General features: G+C 64.0%; 15 protein-coding genes. 12 read left to right on the top strand and 3 right to left on the bottom strand.

The features are described from left to right. Positions 1-16: 16 nt before the first annotated feature. On the bottom strand, positions 17-214 hold the full coding sequence (locus Q9451_RS27670; RefSeq protein WP_012270354.1) for a cation transporter: 198 nt from the start codon (positions 212-214) through the stop codon (positions 17-19). A gap of 143 nt (positions 215-357) precedes the next feature. On the opposite strand from Q9451_RS27670, the gene Q9451_RS27675 reads away from it, so the two are divergent. The 4 genes from Q9451_RS27675 (at position 358) to Q9451_RS27690 (ending at position 5,718) form a co-directional block, all read left to right on the top strand. Further along, entirely contained in the window at positions 358-744 is a 387-nt protein-coding gene (locus Q9451_RS27675) for a hypothetical protein (protein ID WP_012270353.1), read from the top strand. 52 nt (positions 745-796) lie between these two features. Further along, a complete protein-coding gene (locus tag Q9451_RS27680) occupies positions 797-3,199 on the top strand; it encodes a heavy metal translocating P-type ATPase (RefSeq protein ID WP_012270352.1) in 2,403 nt (800 codons plus the stop codon). Then, complete coding sequence (gene cueR / locus Q9451_RS27685) at positions 3,196-3,606, top strand: Cu(I)-responsive transcriptional regulator (RefSeq protein ID WP_012270351.1); 411 nt, start codon at positions 3,196-3,198, stop codon at positions 3,604-3,606. The genes Q9451_RS27680 and cueR overlap by 4 nt, the downstream gene beginning before the upstream one ends. A 168-nt stretch (positions 3,607-3,774) precedes the next feature. Beyond that, positions 3,775-5,718 (top strand): methyl-accepting chemotaxis protein, encoded by a 1,944-nt coding sequence (locus Q9451_RS27690; protein ID WP_012270350.1) that lies wholly within the window; start codon positions 3,775-3,777, stop codon positions 5,716-5,718. Positions 5,719-5,783: 65 nt separating this feature from the next. On the opposite strand, the gene Q9451_RS27695 is transcribed toward Q9451_RS27690, so the two are convergent. Beyond that, positions 5,784-6,563, bottom strand: coding sequence for a helix-turn-helix transcriptional regulator (locus tag Q9451_RS27695; protein WP_012270349.1), 780 nt, complete (start codon positions 6,561-6,563; stop codon positions 5,784-5,786). Positions 6,564-6,629: 66 nt separating this feature from the next. Further along, complete coding sequence (locus Q9451_RS27700) at positions 6,630-7,907, bottom strand: acetyl-CoA C-acetyltransferase (RefSeq protein ID WP_012270348.1); 1,278 nt, start codon at positions 7,905-7,907, stop codon at positions 6,630-6,632. A 117-nt stretch (positions 7,908-8,024) separates the two neighbouring features. Here Q9451_RS27700 and Q9451_RS27705 point away from each other — a divergent pair, with 117 nt between their 5' ends. The 8 genes from Q9451_RS27705 to Q9451_RS27740 all read left to right on the top strand — a co-directional run bounded on the left by Q9451_RS27705 (position 8,025) and on the right by Q9451_RS27740 (position 14,168). Beyond that, positions 8,025-9,377 carry a 3-oxoacyl-ACP reductase gene (locus Q9451_RS27705; RefSeq protein ID WP_012270347.1) on the top strand — a complete coding sequence of 451 codons (1,353 nt, stop codon included), beginning with the start codon at positions 8,025-8,027 and terminating at the stop codon, positions 9,375-9,377. A 2-nt stretch (positions 9,378-9,379) separates the two neighbouring features. Continuing rightward, on the top strand, positions 9,380-10,231 hold the full coding sequence (locus Q9451_RS27710; RefSeq protein WP_012270346.1) for a MaoC/PaaZ C-terminal domain-containing protein: 852 nt from the start codon (positions 9,380-9,382) through the stop codon (positions 10,229-10,231). Positions 10,232-10,289: 58 nt separating this feature from the next. Continuing rightward, positions 10,290-10,595 carry a MazG-like family protein gene (locus Q9451_RS27715; protein WP_012270345.1) on the top strand — a complete coding sequence of 102 codons (306 nt, stop codon included), beginning with the start codon at positions 10,290-10,292 and terminating at the stop codon, positions 10,593-10,595. Further along, positions 10,592-11,341, top strand: coding sequence for a methyltransferase domain-containing protein (locus Q9451_RS27720; protein ID WP_012270344.1), 750 nt, complete (start codon positions 10,592-10,594; stop codon positions 11,339-11,341). Before Q9451_RS27715 ends, Q9451_RS27720 begins: the two co-directional genes overlap by 4 nt. A gap of 22 nt (positions 11,342-11,363) precedes the next feature. Next, positions 11,364-11,999, top strand: a complete 636-nt coding sequence (locus tag Q9451_RS27725; protein ID WP_012270343.1) for a DUF4136 domain-containing protein — start codon at positions 11,364-11,366, stop codon at positions 11,997-11,999. A gap of 19 nt (positions 12,000-12,018) precedes the next feature. Next, positions 12,019-12,588 carry a DUF4136 domain-containing protein gene (locus Q9451_RS27730; protein WP_012270342.1) on the top strand — a complete coding sequence of 190 codons (570 nt, stop codon included), beginning with the start codon at positions 12,019-12,021 and terminating at the stop codon, positions 12,586-12,588. 213 nt (positions 12,589-12,801) lie between these two features. Next, a complete protein-coding gene (locus Q9451_RS27735; protein WP_012270341.1) occupies positions 12,802-13,272 on the top strand; it encodes an A24 family peptidase in 471 nt (156 codons plus the stop codon). Positions 13,273-13,391: 119 nt separating this feature from the next. Further along, the gene (locus tag Q9451_RS27740; RefSeq protein ID WP_012270340.1) at positions 13,392-14,168 is read left to right on the top strand and encodes a response regulator transcription factor; all 777 of its coding nucleotides are present in this window, start codon (positions 13,392-13,394) and stop codon (positions 14,166-14,168) included. Positions 14,169-14,205: the final 37 nt, after the last annotated feature.

The following is a 14,205-nucleotide window of genomic DNA, read 5'->3' on the forward strand; positions in this document are numbered from 1 at the left end:
GGGCACTGCCAAGTCTTCAGGCAAGTTCGGCCTGATAACCTTCATCCCGAATGGCAGTGAGGATCTGCTCCTGCGCCAGCTCACTCTGCACCCGTACCTGTTTCGCCGCCAGGTCGATCTCGACCTTGGCCGCCGCATCCTGCTCCTGCACCGCGCGGGTCACGGCTTTCACGCAATGGCCGCAGGTCATGCCTTGTACATTGAACACTTGCATGGGTTACCTCCTTCAGGTTTTCCACGAGTCTCAAGCTTGCCATCAGGGCAAGGTCAAGCCCCGCCTGCAACAGCCGGGGTGGAAATCCGCGCCCGCGTCGGCCAAGCTGCGCCTTTGACGATCAAGCAAGCAGGAGATTTTTCATGTTCAGGGCAGCATTGGGCGTCGTCGGGCTACTGGGCGCGCTGGCTGTGGTGCCACCGGCCAGCGCCGAGGGCAACTCGGCCTACAGCGTACTGATCATTTCCCGGGAGCGGCTGGAGGTAGCTACCAGCTGCGAAATCGGCGTGTACCTCAACGACCAGCTTTCCGGGCGCGTATTTCAGGAGCAATCCACCTCGTTCAACCTGCCGCCGGGCCCTGTGGATGTGCGCCTGCGCCTGCTACCCGGGCAAATGCCGGGTTGCGCCGCAGGCATCGAAGACCAGCGCAGCACGCGTTTGAACCTGCAGGCGGGCCAGATCAACAAATACCGCATCGCCATGGGGCAATATGGGCTGGAGTTGAAGCGAGCCGATCTGGGCTATTGACCTTGCCCGCGTGGCAAGGTTGATGCTGGAGGCCAGTCCAAGGAGGAGAGCCATGCCCGCATCCACCACTTACGACCTGCCGATCACCGGCATGACCTGTGCCAGCTGTGCTGGCCGGGTCGAACGCGCCCTGCGCAAGGTCACAGGCGCTGAACAGGTCAGCGTAAACCTCACCACTGAAAAAGCCCGGGTTCTGGCCCCGGCCGACAGCCTGCCGGCGTTGGTCGACGCCGTGCGCGAAGCCGGTTACGGCGTGCCCACCCGCACCCTCGAACTGCAGATCGGCGGCATGACCTGCGCCAGCTGTGTCGGCCGTGTAGAGCGCGCCCTCGGCAAATTGCCCGGCGTCGAGCAGGTCAGCGTGAACCTGGCCAGCGAACGCGCGCACCTCGAAGTGCTCACAGCCCTCGATGACAACCTGCTGATCGACGCCGTACAAAAGGCCGGCTACAGCGCCAGCCTGCCGCAATCTGCCAGGGACGAGCAAAGCGCTGCCCAGCACCGCCTGCGCAACGAGCGCCTGGCGGTCGGCGCAGCCTTGCTGTTGGCCCTGCCGCTGGTATTGCCAATGCTGGTACAACCGTTCGGCCTGCACTGGATGCTGCCTGCCTGGGCGCAATTCCTGCTGGCCACGCCGGTGCAATTCATTCTTGGGGCACGCTTCTACGTAGCCGCCTGGAAGGCCGTGCGCGCCGGTGCCGGCAACATGGACCTGCTGGTGGCCCTGGGCACCAGTGCCGGCTATGGCCTTAGCCTGTACCAATGGGCGCAGGCCCCCGCCGGCATGGCCCCGCACCTGTACTTCGAAGCCTCCGCCGTGGTGATTGCCCTGGTATTGCTGGGCAAGTACCTGGAAAGCCGCGCCAAACGCCAAACCGCCAGCGCCATCCGCGCCCTCGAAGCCTTGCGCCCGGAACGCGCCGTGCGCGTGGTCGATGGCCAGGAGGAGGACGTGGCAATCGCCCAGTTGCGCCTGGGCGACCTGGTCCTGGTAAAGCCCGGCGAGCGTTTCCCGGTCGATGGCGTGGTCGAAGATGGCAGCAGCCACGCCGATGAGGCCCTGATCAGCGGCGAGAGCCTGCCAGTGCCCAAGCAACCCGGCGACAGCGTCACCGGTGGCGCTATCAACGGCGAAGGCCGGTTGCTGGTCCGTACCCAGGCACTGGGCACCGAGACCGTGCTGGCACGCATCATCCGCCTGGTGGAAGACGCCCAGGCCGCCAAAGCGCCAATCCAGAAGCTGGTCGACCGGGTCAGCCAGGTATTCGTCCCGGCTGTACTGGTGCTGGCGCTGATCACCCTGATCGGATGGTGGCTGGCCGGTGCACCACTGGAAACCGCGCTGATCAACGCCGTTGCCGTGCTGGTCATCGCCTGCCCCTGCGCCCTCGGCCTGGCCACGCCCGCAGCGATCATGGCCGGCACCGGGGTCGCCGCCCGCCATGGCATCTTGATCAAGGATGCCGAAGCCCTGGAGCGGGCCCATGCGGTCAACCGCGTGGTCTTCGACAAGACCGGCACCCTTACCTCCGGCAGCCCGCGGGTGGTTCACAGTCAGGCACAGGACGGCAGCAGTACCGAGCTGCACCGCCTGGCCGGCGCCCTGCAGCGCGGCAGTGAACACCCGCTGGCCAAGGCGGTACTGCAGGCGTGCGCCGAACAGGGGCTGGACGTGCCCGAGGTTGCCGACAGCCAATCGCTGACCGGGCGCGGCATTGCCGGGCGTGTCGAGGGCCGTGAGCTGGCGCTGGGCAACCGCCGCCTGCTAGACGAGAGCGCTCTGCAGCCTGGTGAGCTGGCCTCCAAGGCCCAGGCCTGGGAAGCCGAAGGGCGCACCCTGTCATGGCTGATCGAACGCGGCAGGCAACCGCGCGTGCTGGGCCTGTTCGCCTTTGGTGACAGCCTCAAGCCCGGCGCCGCGCAAGCCATCGACACCCTGCATGCACAGCACATCAGCAGCCACCTGCTGACCGGTGACAACCGTGGCAGCGCCAAGGTGGTGGCCGATGCCCTGGGCATCGACGATGTGCATGCCGAAGTGCTGCCGGCCGATAAGGCCGCGACGGTGACGGCACTCAAGCGCGACGGTGTGGTTGCCATGGTCGGCGATGGCATCAACGATGCACCCGCGCTGGCCGCTGCCGACATCGGCATCGCCATGGGTGGCGGCACCGACGTGGCCATGCAGGCCGCCGGCATCACCCTGATGCGTGGCGACCCGCGCCTGGTGCCCGCCGCGCTGGAAATCAGCCGCAAGACCTACGCGAAGATCCGCCAGAACCTGTTCTGGGCTTTCATCTACAACTTGATCGGCATCCCGCTGGCCGCGCTGGGTTACCTCAACCCGGTACTGGCCGGTGCCGCCATGGCCCTGTCCAGCGTCAGCGTGGTCAGTAACGCGCTGTGGCTCAAGGCGTGGAAACCCACCAGTAGCAGCACCCAGGAGGCGCCATGAACATCGGCCAGGCCGCCCGCCGCAGCGGGCTCAGCACCAAGATGATCCGTTACTACGAGTCCATCGGCCTGCTCAAACCAGCCACACGCAGCGATAGCGGCTACCGCTTGTACCAGGCGCAAGACCTGCACAGCCTGGCCTTCATCAAGCGCTCCCGCGACCTGGGCTTTTCCCTTGAGGAGGTCGGCAAGCTGCTGACCCTGTGGCAAGACCGCCAGCGTGCCAGTGCCGACGTGAAGGCACTGGCGATACAGCACATCGATGAACTGAACCGGCGCATCGAGGAGCTGGTGAGCCTGCGCGATACCCTTGGCGAGCTGGTGTCGCACTGCCAAGGGGATGACCGCCCGGACTGCCCGATCCTCAAGGACCTGGCCAATGGCGCTACCGGCAACTGCTGTCACTGAGCGATCAAAAGCGTTTGGTATGCCAAAAGCGTCCAAACGCGACCGAATAGTCACCAAACACGACTTTGTCCAATAAATACAGGGGTTCTGGCTTCATAAAACCCGGATGCTGCCGATGCACTGGCTACCTGCCTCGTGGGTCGACAATAAAAAATTCCGGGAGCGTCGATGAGCATCAAACAGAAACTGACCTGGGCATTCGCGGTCATCGCCGGCTTGCCCATCGTCCTAGTGGCCACTCTGGTGGTCCTCAACCTGCGTGGCGAAGCCCGCGATGGATTCCTCGACGGTAGCAGCCGGGAAATCCGCCAGGTCAGCAACGCGATGAACATCTTCTTCCAGGGCATCAACCAGAACGTCGAGTACCTGGCTTCCCAGCCAATGGTCGCTGCCACGGGCAGCGAGCTGAACAAGTACATGAGCGCCACACCGTCCTACGAACTGGGCGAACAGGCCAGCAAGCTCCTCGAATTCATGACCCGCCTGGCCAACTCGCACCCCGCTTATGCCTACCTGTCCTACGGCGTGAATGACGGCGGCTACACGGGCTGGCCGGCCGGGCAGAAGTTCGTCAACTACGACCCACGCACCCGCCCCTGGTACCAACTGGCCATGGCCAACCCAGGCAAGACCGTGCGCACCGGCGCTTACTACTGGGCCGCCGACGACGCGGTGCTGGTCAGCACCGTGCGCGCCGTGGCCAACCAGCTGGGCAACCCCGGCGGCGTGGTCAACATCGATGTTTCCCTCAAGGGCCTGACCGAGATCGTCAAGCAGATCAAGCTGGGCGAAAGTGGCTACCTAATGCTGGTGGAAAGCAACGGCAACGTGATGGTCGACCCGCGCGATGCAGGCCACAACTTCAAGCAACTGGCGAGTTTTGGCGACGGTTACGCCGAGCTGGCCAAGGCCGGCAAAGGCCTGGTCGAGGTCGAGCTCAATGGCGTGCGCTACATGGCCAACGTCTACCCCGACGAGCAACTGGGCTGGACCTTCATCGGCCTGATCGAACAAAGCGAGGTGATGCAGACCACCACCCGCCTGACCTGGCTGATCGGCGTCATCGCCGTGGTGCTGGCCGTGCTGTTCGCCGTGGTCGGTGCGGCCTTCGCCAAACTGATCGTGCGCCCGATCAACAGTGTCACCAATGGCCTGGAAGACATTGCCCAAGGTGAAGGCGACCTGACCCGCAACCTGGAAATCCGCGGCCGCGACGAAACCGCGCAATTGGCCAGCTGGTTCAACCAATTCCTCGGCGCCATTCGCAGCCTGATCCAGCACATCGGCGCTGCCGCCAGCAAGATCCTCAGCACCTCCAGCAGCTCGACCCGCGTCTCCAGCGACATGGCCGAGGCCGCCGGCCGTCAGCGCGAAGCCGTGGACATGGTGTCCACTGCCTTCCACGAGATGGTCGCCACCGCCAACGAAGTAGCGCGGTCTTGCAGCCAGGCGGCGCAGTCGGCCGACAGCGGCCAGCAGCAAGCCCGCGAAGGCCAGCAACAGATCGATGCCGCGGTAAGCAGCGTGGACCGCCTGAGCCACGAGATCGAGCAGTCGGCGCAGTCGATCCAGCAATTGGAGCGTGACAGCAACGCCATCCAGTCGATCCTCGGCACCATCCGCTCCATTGCCGAACAGACCAACCTGCTGGCCCTGAACGCGGCCATCGAAGCAGCTCGTGCCGGTGAGCAGGGACGTGGCTTTGCCGTGGTGGCCGACGAAGTGCGGGCCCTGGCCAAGCGCACTGCCGACTCCACCGCCGAAATCGACGGTTTGCTGGGCAACCTGGCCAGCCGCACTGCCGAAGTGGCCGAACAGATGCATGCCAGCCTGGAAGTTTCGCAGCAGTCGGTGAGCCGTATCGGCCTGGCCCGCGACAGCTTCGGGCAGATCCGTGAGTCGGTGGACGTGATCCGCGACATGAACACGCAGATCGCCACGGCGGCCGAAGAACAGCACCAGGTGGCCGAGGACATCAACCGCCACATCAGCCAGATTCACGGCGATGCGCAACTGGTGGCCGAACTGGCCCAGGCGGCGCGTCAGGACTCCGAGAGCCTGGCCGGGCTGTCCAATGAACTGGACACGCTGGTGCGCAGGTTCCGCACCTGATGCATTGCCTGTGCCGGCCTCTTCGCAGCTAATGCCGCGAAGAGACCGGCACCGGCAACCGAGCACTAAAGTTTCAGCTCCCCCGGGGTCGCCCCAAACAACTGCTTGAACGCCGCAATGTAGGCCGATGTGGAGTCATACCCACACCCCAGCGCCGCCTCGGTCACATTCTCCCCCGCCTCCAGTAGCGCCAGCGAAGACAGCAACCGCATGCGCTGCCGCCAATTGCGAAAGCTCAACCCGGTCTCCCGCTGGAACAGCCGCATCAGCGTCTTCTCCGAACACCCCAGCTCGCGCGCCCATTGCTGCAAGGTCTGCGGCTGGTCCGGCGCGGCGATCAAGCCATTGCACAGCGCCAGCAAGCCAGGGTGGCGTGGCAAGGGCAGTGAAAAACCGACTTCCGGCAACGTGCGCAACTGGTCGAGCAGCACCGCCACCAAGCGCGCCTCGGCACTGTCACCCTCCGGGTAATCCGCCGGCAACAGGCAAAACTGCTTGATCAGTTCGCGTGCCAGTGGTGTCACCTCAAGCACCCGGCATTGCTCAGGCGCCCATGGGCAGGCATCGCGGCGCACATACAGGCTGCGCATCTCGGCTTGCATCGAAGTGACCACTTCATGCTCGGCATCGGCAGGGATCCACACCCCCCACTGTGGCGGGGCAAAGTAGCTGCCGTCACGCGTGTACACGCCGAGTACGCCGCTGATCGCGTAGGAAAACTGCACCCAGTCGTGCTGGTGGCGGGTGGTCCAGGAACCGGCACCAAGGCTTTCGGCACGGGCGTAGAGGGGCCTGGGCAGGTGGTCCAGCACCGGAATAGCGCGGGGATGACCGATAATCGGCATGGCGGTTTCTTGTAGTTCTGACCAGACAAGCCTAACAGCTGGCATCGTCTCGATGTTCAACCTGTGTCATCGCTCGACGATTACCGTCACCCCCTGCCCACCTGCCGCACAGATCGAAATCAGCCCACGCCCCTTCCCCGCCGTCGCCAGCAACTTGGCCAGGTTGGCCAATATCCGCCCCCCGGTCGCCGCAAATGGATGCCCGGCCGCCAGCGAACTGCCCTTGACGTTGAGCTTGCTGCGGTCGATCGCCCCAAGCGGCGCCTCCAGCCCCAACCGCTCGCGGCAAAAATCGACATCCTCCCAGGCCTTCAGCGTGCACAGCACCTGGGCAGCAAAGGCTTCGTGGATTTCGTAGTAATCGAAGTCCTGCAGTGCCAGGCCATTGCGCGCCAGCAAGCGTGGCACAGCGTACACCGGCGCCATCAATAACCCTTCGCGGCCCGTGACGAAATCTACCGCTGCGGTTTCCCCATCGACCAAATAGGCGAGCACCGGCAACCCCTGCTGCTGCGCCCACGCCTCGCTGCCTAACAGCACCAGCGAAGCACCATCGGTCAACGGCGTGGAGTTACCCGCCGTCAGGGTGCCTTGCCCACTGCGGTCAAAGGCAGGTTTAAGCCTGGCCAACTGCTCAAGGCCAAGGTCCGGGCGCAGGTTGTTGTCCCGAGTCAGCGAGAGAAACGGCGTTAGCAGGTCGTCCTGCCAACCCTCGGCATAGGCCGCAGCCAGCTTCTGATGACTGAGCAGCGCCAGCTCGTCCTGCTCGGCGCGACCAATGCGCCAGGCTTGGGCCATGCGCTCGCAATGCTCGCCCATCGACAACCCCGTGCGCGGTTCGCCATTGCGCGGTAACTCGGGCTTCAGGTGATGAGGCCGCAGTTTCAAGAAGGGCTTGAGCCGCTCGCCCAGGCTCTTGCCACGGTTGGCCTGCAGCAGGATATGGCGCAGGCCTTCGTTGACGGCAATGGGTGCATCGGAGGTGGTATCCACACCGCCGGCAATACCGCAGTCGATCTGCCCCAGGGCAATCTTGTTGGCCACCAGCAGCGCTGCCTCCAGCCCGGTGCCGCAGGCTTGCTGGATGTCATAGGCCGGTGTCTGCGGGGACAGGCGCGACCCCAGCACACATTCGCGGGTCAGGTTCATGTCGCGTGAGTGCTTCAGCACTGCGCCAGCCACCACCTCACCCAGGCGCTGCCCATGCAGGCGATAGCGCTCGACCAACCCTTCGAGCGCGACGGTGAGCATCGCCTGGTTGCTGGCCGTGGCGTAGGCGCCATTGGCGCGGGCGAAGGGGATTCGGTTGCCGCCCAGGATCGCGACCCGGCGAGATGAACGCATGCGCTAGCTCCTCCTGAAACAATTTGATCCGTACAGCCTAGGTGTTTTTACCGTATTCGAACGACCCTGCCACAAAGTTGGTCCACACTTTCAAGCTTGCCTTTCAGGAGACCACCCATGAGCGATCGCTACCTCGGTTTTGCCAACTCCAATCTCGGCCGTCGCCTCGTGGATGCCCTTGGCCTGCCACGCCCGGCGCCGCTGGAGCGCTGGCAAGCTGGCCGCCTGCGCCCGGTGGAAGGCGCCCTGGTATTGGGTGGCGGGCCTCTGGCGAGCCAGGTCGAAGCCATCGCCCCGTGCCTGACCGACGAGGTCTACAGCTTCAATGCCGACAACCTGCAGGCTGAAGCCTGGGTGGCCGGCCTGGGGCCGAAAATCAAGGCTGTGGTGTTCGATGCCAGTCATTTGTCCGACAGCGATGCACTGAAGCAGTTGCGCGAATTTTTCCAGCCGCTGTTGCGCAGCCTGGCACCGTGTGCCCATGTACTGGTGCTTGGCCGTGCACCAGAAGGCCTCGACAACCCGTTGGCCAGCGTTGCTCAACGCGCCCTCGAAGGCTTCAGCCGCTCGCTGGCCAAGGAGCTGCGCAACGGCGCGACCGCCCAATTGTTGTATGTCGCCCCCGATGCCGAGAACCAGCTGGAAGGCGCCCTGCGCTTCTTTCTCTCGCCCAAGAGTGCCTTCATCTCGGGCCAGGTATTGCGCATGGGGGCTTGTGCCAGTCAGGTCGAGGACTGGACCCGCCCATTGGGGGGCCGCCGCGCTCTGATCACCGGCGCCGCACGCGGTATCGGCGCTGCCATAGCTGAAACCCTGGCCCGCGATGGCGCCGAGGTGCTACTGCTCGATGTGCCCCAAGCCAGCCAAGACCTCGACGCCCTCGCGGCACGCCTAGGCGGCAAGGCACTGCCACTGGATATCTGCGCCAGCGACGCGGCAGCGCAACTGCTTGCGGCCCTGCCCGACGGCATCGACATCGTAGTGCACAACGCAGGTATCACCCGCGACAAGACGCTGGCCAACATGACGCCGGAATACTGGGACGCAGTGCTGGCCGTCAACCTCAAGGCCCCGCAGTTGCTGACCCAGGCGCTGTATGACAACGGCGCGCTGGGGGAAAACGCACGCATCACCCTGCTGGCATCGGTCAGCGGTATTGCCGGGAACCGTGGGCAGGCCAACTATGCCGCCAGCAAGGCAGGGCTGATTGGCCTGGCCCAGGCCTGGGCGCCGCGGCTCGCCGAGCGCGGTGGCAGCATCAACGCAGTGGCCCCCGGCTTTATCGAAACCCATATGACTGCAGCCATGCCCATGGGCCTGCGCGAGGCCGGGCGACGCTTGAGTTCACTGGGCCAGGGCGGGCGCCCGCAAGATGTCGCCGAAGCCATTGCCTGGCTCAGCCAGCCGGGCTCAGGGGCTGTCAACGGCCAGGTGCTGCGCGTTTGCGGCCAGGCATTGATGGGGGCTTGAGCATGAGCCGACAGTGGCACGACCTGCACAGCCCAACGGCCCGCGCCAGCCTTTATCTGCGTGCAGCCAGCAAGCGCACAATCAGCGGCGAGCAGTTGCCGGAGGATGGCCTGCGCTGTTTCATCCGGGTTCAGCCGGGCAATCTGAACGCCTATCGAAGGCTGTGCCACTTTCCCGATGATGGCCGCCTGTCGGCGGCTTATCCCCATGTCATGGCGTTTACCCTGCAATTGCAGTTGATGACCGCAAATGACTTCCCCTTCCCGCTACTCGGCCTGGTGCACCTGCGCAACCGCATTGAGGTACTGCGCCCGCTTGGCGCTATCGAAGGGCTGCGCTTTGCGGTGTATGCGCACAACCTGCAGCCCCATGCCAAAGGTGGCACCTTCGACCTGGTCACCGAGGCTGAAGACGGCATCGGTCTGCTGTGGCGTGAAACCAGCCGTATGCTGGTGCGTGGGTTGAAGCTGGAAGGCGAAGTGGATGAGCCCGCTGACGCCGAACCTGGTTCTTTGCCCGAGGCCACCCGCTGGTACGCCGACAGTGATATCGGCCGGCGTTATGCCAAGGTTTGCGGGGATTACAACCCTATTCACCTCAGTGCAGTCAGTGCGCGGTTGTTCGGCTTTCCCACGTCCATTGCCCATGGCATGTGGACCAAGGCCATGGCCTTGGCCGCATTACGCGGGCACCTGCCGCACAGTGGCTATGCCTTCGAGGTGGATTTTCGCAAGCCGGTAAGGTTGCCTTCGGAGGTGGTGCTCAGTGCCAGTGAGGCGGGCCCTTCGGGGACGTTGCGGCTGGATGGCCATGGAGGTGTGCTGCATATGGTCGGGCGCTGGGCTCTGCTGTAGGCGCCGCTTGCTTTGCATCGGGCCTGGGCAGAAGCTATGCAGCATTAGGAGACCCCCGATGAACCTGCAAGAACTCACCCAACGCCTGCATCAGATCCGCGACAACAACGACTGGCGCGGCTTCCACAGCCCAAAGAACCTGGCCATGGCCGCCAGCGTCGAAATGGCCGAACTGGTGGAAATTTTCCAGTGGCTGAGCGAGGACGAATCGCGCCAGTTGCCTGCCGACAAACTGGCCCACGCCGGCCAGGAAGTCGGCGATGTGGTGCTCTACCTGTTGCTGCTCTGCAGCGAACTGGGCCTGGACATGGATCAGGTGGTGCGGGCCAAGCTGGCCGATAGCGAGAGGCGCTTCGCCCTATGAACGACCGTCACTTCGATGAGCTGGCCACGCGCTTTGCCGAGAAGATCTACGGCGGCGCCAAAGGTGCGATCCGCCTGGCCGTGCTGCAGGCTGACCTGGCCGAGGCGCTGCCCGACCGCCCGCTACGTATCCTCGACATTGGCGCCGGGTTGGGCCACATGGCCTTGTGGCTGGCCGAGCGCGGCCATCAGCTGACCTTGGCCGAGCCCGCAGCCCCCATGCTCGACGGCGCCCGTGCGCGCTTTGCCGAAGCGGGCCAACCGGCCACCTTCATTCATGCGCCCTGGCAAGAACTGCTTGGCCAACTGACCGAGCCCTACGACCTGGTGCTCTGCCACGCCGTGCTCGAATGGCTGGCCGAACCCGAGAGCATCCTGCCTGTGCTGCACCAGCTCACCGCCCCCGACGGCTGGTTATCGCTGGCCTTCTACAACCGCGATGCACTGGTCTATCGCAACCTGCTCAAGGGCCATTTCCGCAAGTTGCGCAGCAACCGTCTGGAAGGTGAAAAGCAGAGCCTGACCCCACAGAAACCGCTTGATCCACGCGAACTCAAGGCGCAACTTGAACCTATGTGGCAGGTTGAAAGCGAAAGCGGCGTGCGGGTGTTCCACGACTACATGCCCAAGGAGTTCCAGGGTAAGGCCGAGCTGCTCGACCTGCTGGAAATGGAGCTGGCCTACCGCCGCCACCCCGGTTTCGCTGGCCTTGGCCGTTACCTGCACTGGGTCTGCCGCCCTCGCTAACCCGCCCCGCCGGGAGGAATACATGCCGTACCGTCTGTTGTGCCTGGCCCTGCTGCCCATTGCCCTGGCTGGCTGCCAGGGCAGCAACCCGTATGTGGCCAGCAGCCGCCCGTTACCACCAGCCCCTGCACAGGCCGCTACCACTTTCGACGCCAGTGCCTACCCGGCGCCCGCCCGTGATTACGGGCACTACCGCAGCTGGAGCTGGCGCAACGGCCAGTTACCCAGCGGCTCGGCCAATGCTGACCCGGCGCAGTTGGCCGATGCCGTCAGCGGCGCACTCGATCAGCATGGCCTGCGCCCCGCCCGAGGGGCCTCCGGCGACTTGTTGGTCAGCGCCGACATGCGCCTGGAAAAACGCTTGCGCCAGGTGCGTGACTACGACACCTACGACCCCTACTACGGGCCGTACCCCTACGGTGGTGTCGGCTATGGTGGCTACCGCCATGGTTACGGGGGCTATGCCAGTGTGCCCATCGTGCGCACCTATGAGGTCGAAGTCATGGTGGTGCGTATCGACCTGTACGACGCCCGCAGCGGCCAGCCGGTATGGAGCGCCAGCGCCGAAAGCGGCAGCGACAAGGACTCGCCGCGCGAACGCGAAAGTGCCTTGCGCGATTCTGTGCACAAGGCGCTCAGCGGCTATCCTCCCAGTTAATCGCTAACGGAGAACCATCATGTTGCGCCGTCTCGTTCTACTGTCATTCGCGTTATTGCTCGCCGCCTGCTCCAGCAATAACGTCCAGCAGGATTTCGATGCCAGCCGCGATTTCGCCGCCTACCGCAGCTGGGCTTGGCAGGAGCCGGGGCTGCAGTATCGCCCGGACGACCCACGGATCAAGAGCGACCTCACCGAACAGCGCATTCGCCAAGCGGTCGCTGATCAGCTCGACCAGCGCGGCCTGCGCCCGGTGCAAGGCGGCGCTCGGCCTGATCTGAGCGTACGTACTTACCTGATCGTCGAGCAGCGCCAGCAGCAGATCACCACCAACTATGGCGGTGGCTGGGGTGGCTACTGGGGCGGCTACTGGGGGGGGCCGATGTACAACGAAACCCGCAGCGTCGACTACAAGGTCGCCACGATTCAGGTCGACATGTTCGATGGGCGTGACGGCAAGCTGGTGTGGCGCGGCAGTGCCGAGCAGATCATGAACAACTACCCGCCAAGTCCTGAAGAACGCAATACCGCCATTCACGACACCGTGGCCAAGGTGTTGGCCAACTATCCGCCAGGCAGCAAGAAATAGCGGCTTGATGCAGGTCTTTGCAGGAGCGGCCTTGCGCCCAGGCCGCGCCTGCAAAAGACCGCGCAGGCCTGTGTCAGCTACGACAAAATCCATTCCAGCCACGCCTTTTTACCCATCCCGCCCCACTCCCCCGCACGTTCCCGTCTATCTTCACTTAAGGAAACCTGACTGACCGGGTAGAAGTGTTCAACATTTGGGAAGGGCGACCTGCCAATGCAAAGCATTGTTCTCCTGCTGTGGCTTGCCTTGTGCTCCGAACAGGATGTGCGTCAACGCCAGATCTCCAACCTGCTGACCCTGGGCGTGGCTACCTGCGCCCTAATCTGGCTGTTCGCCACCGGCCACAGCTGGATCGGCGCCGACGCCAGCGATGCCGGCTGGGCGCTTGCCATCGTCATGCTGCTGACCCTGCCAGGCTATATGCTCGGCCGCTTCGGCGCCGACGACGTCAAGCTGATGGGCGCCCTGGCCCTGGCCACCAGCCCGCAATATGTGCTCGGCACCTTTATCGGCGCCGGCGTCAGTGTGCTGGTATGGCTGCTTACCCGCCGGCGCCTGTGGACCTTGCTCAACCCCAAGGTAAAGAAGCGTTTGCAGGCCCTGACCGAGGAAATGGGCGACAAACAGGCGTTCGTCCCCTATGTGCTGGCAGGGTTTCTTCTGACGGCCGTATGGATCCAATAAGGCTTCCAGTGGTCCGAAGACTTGTACACGCCTTGTACATATTCGCTTAGAGCGACTACTTTTAAGCTGCCAGAGCGTCTGGCACGGGAGCAGGGCGGTATACGAACAGGGAGTTGATCGTGTCCAGACCAGTGAGTGAAGTGAAGGTGTTGGTGGTTGATGACCAACCGGTCATTGTCGAACAACTGTGTGAATTCCTCGAAACCAAGGGCTATGTCTGCATACCAGCCCACTCAACTGACGAAGCTATCGAGCGATATGTGGCAGACCCGGCCATCGGTCTGCTCATCTGTGACCTGCACATGCCGGAGCGAGATGGCATTGAGCTGGTACGCGCCTTGAAGGGGCTCGACGGCAGCCCGCGCATGTTCGAAGCCATCATGTTGACTGGGCGTGCCGAGAAACAGGACGTGATCCGCGCGCTACGCGAAGGCTTTGCCGACTACTACCAGAAGCCGATGGACCTTGACGAGCTGCTGGCGGGCGTACGCCGGCAGGAAGAAGCCTTGCTGGAGCGCCAGCGAAACTTCCGTGATCTGGGTGGGTTGAACCAGCGCCTGCAAGAGCTGGCCGACTCAGTGGACGAACTGTATCAGGACCTGGAAAAAGCCCGTGGCCAAGGCACCCACCGGCGTGCCAGTGACGTGGAGGAAAGCGAAAGCGAACTGCCAGCGGCGTTCGAGAAGCTGTCGCCACGCCAATTGGAAGTGGCGCGCCTGGTCAGCAAAGGCAAGACCAATTACCAGATCGCCTGTGAGCTGGGCATTACCGAGAATACCGTGAAGCTTTACGTGTCACAGGTGTTGCGCCTGACCCACATGCACAACCGCACCCAGCTGGCACTGGCGCTTACCCCTAGCTCATCGCCGGTGCATCAGCGGTTTACCACCCATTGAGGGGGCAGCGTGTAAATTACCGGGGCTGCTTCGCGGC

The sequence above is a fragment of the Pseudomonas sp. NY8896 genome (assembly GCF_039634505.1).

Excerpts from the sequence above, each read along its gene's own strand:
- Q9451_RS27670 (WP_012270354.1), bottom strand. The coding sequence starts at position 214 with ATGCAAGTGTTCAATGTACAAGGCATGACCTGCGGCCATTGCGTGAAA.
- Q9451_RS27675 (WP_012270353.1), top strand. The coding sequence starts at position 358 with ATGTTCAGGGCAGCATTGGGCGTCGTCGGGCTACTGGGCGCGCTGGCT.
- Q9451_RS27680 (WP_012270352.1), top strand. The coding sequence starts at position 797 with ATGCCCGCATCCACCACTTACGACCTGCCGATCACCGGCATGACCTGT.
- cueR (WP_012270351.1), top strand. The coding sequence starts at position 3,196 with ATGAACATCGGCCAGGCCGCCCGCCGCAGCGGGCTCAGCACCAAGATG.
- Q9451_RS27690 (WP_012270350.1), top strand. The coding sequence starts at position 3,775 with ATGAGCATCAAACAGAAACTGACCTGGGCATTCGCGGTCATCGCCGGC.
- Q9451_RS27695 (WP_012270349.1), bottom strand. The coding sequence starts at position 6,563 with ATGCCGATTATCGGTCATCCCCGCGCTATTCCGGTGCTGGACCACCTG.
- Q9451_RS27700 (WP_012270348.1), bottom strand. The coding sequence starts at position 7,907 with ATGCGTTCATCTCGCCGGGTCGCGATCCTGGGCGGCAACCGAATCCCC.
- Q9451_RS27705 (WP_012270347.1), top strand. The coding sequence starts at position 8,025 with ATGAGCGATCGCTACCTCGGTTTTGCCAACTCCAATCTCGGCCGTCGC.
- Q9451_RS27710 (WP_012270346.1), top strand. The coding sequence starts at position 9,380 with ATGAGCCGACAGTGGCACGACCTGCACAGCCCAACGGCCCGCGCCAGC.
- Q9451_RS27715 (WP_012270345.1), top strand. The coding sequence starts at position 10,290 with ATGAACCTGCAAGAACTCACCCAACGCCTGCATCAGATCCGCGACAAC.
- Q9451_RS27720 (WP_012270344.1), top strand. The coding sequence starts at position 10,592 with ATGAACGACCGTCACTTCGATGAGCTGGCCACGCGCTTTGCCGAGAAG.
- Q9451_RS27725 (WP_012270343.1), top strand. The coding sequence starts at position 11,364 with ATGCCGTACCGTCTGTTGTGCCTGGCCCTGCTGCCCATTGCCCTGGCT.
- Q9451_RS27730 (WP_012270342.1), top strand. The coding sequence starts at position 12,019 with ATGTTGCGCCGTCTCGTTCTACTGTCATTCGCGTTATTGCTCGCCGCC.
- Q9451_RS27735 (WP_012270341.1), top strand. The coding sequence starts at position 12,802 with ATGCAAAGCATTGTTCTCCTGCTGTGGCTTGCCTTGTGCTCCGAACAG.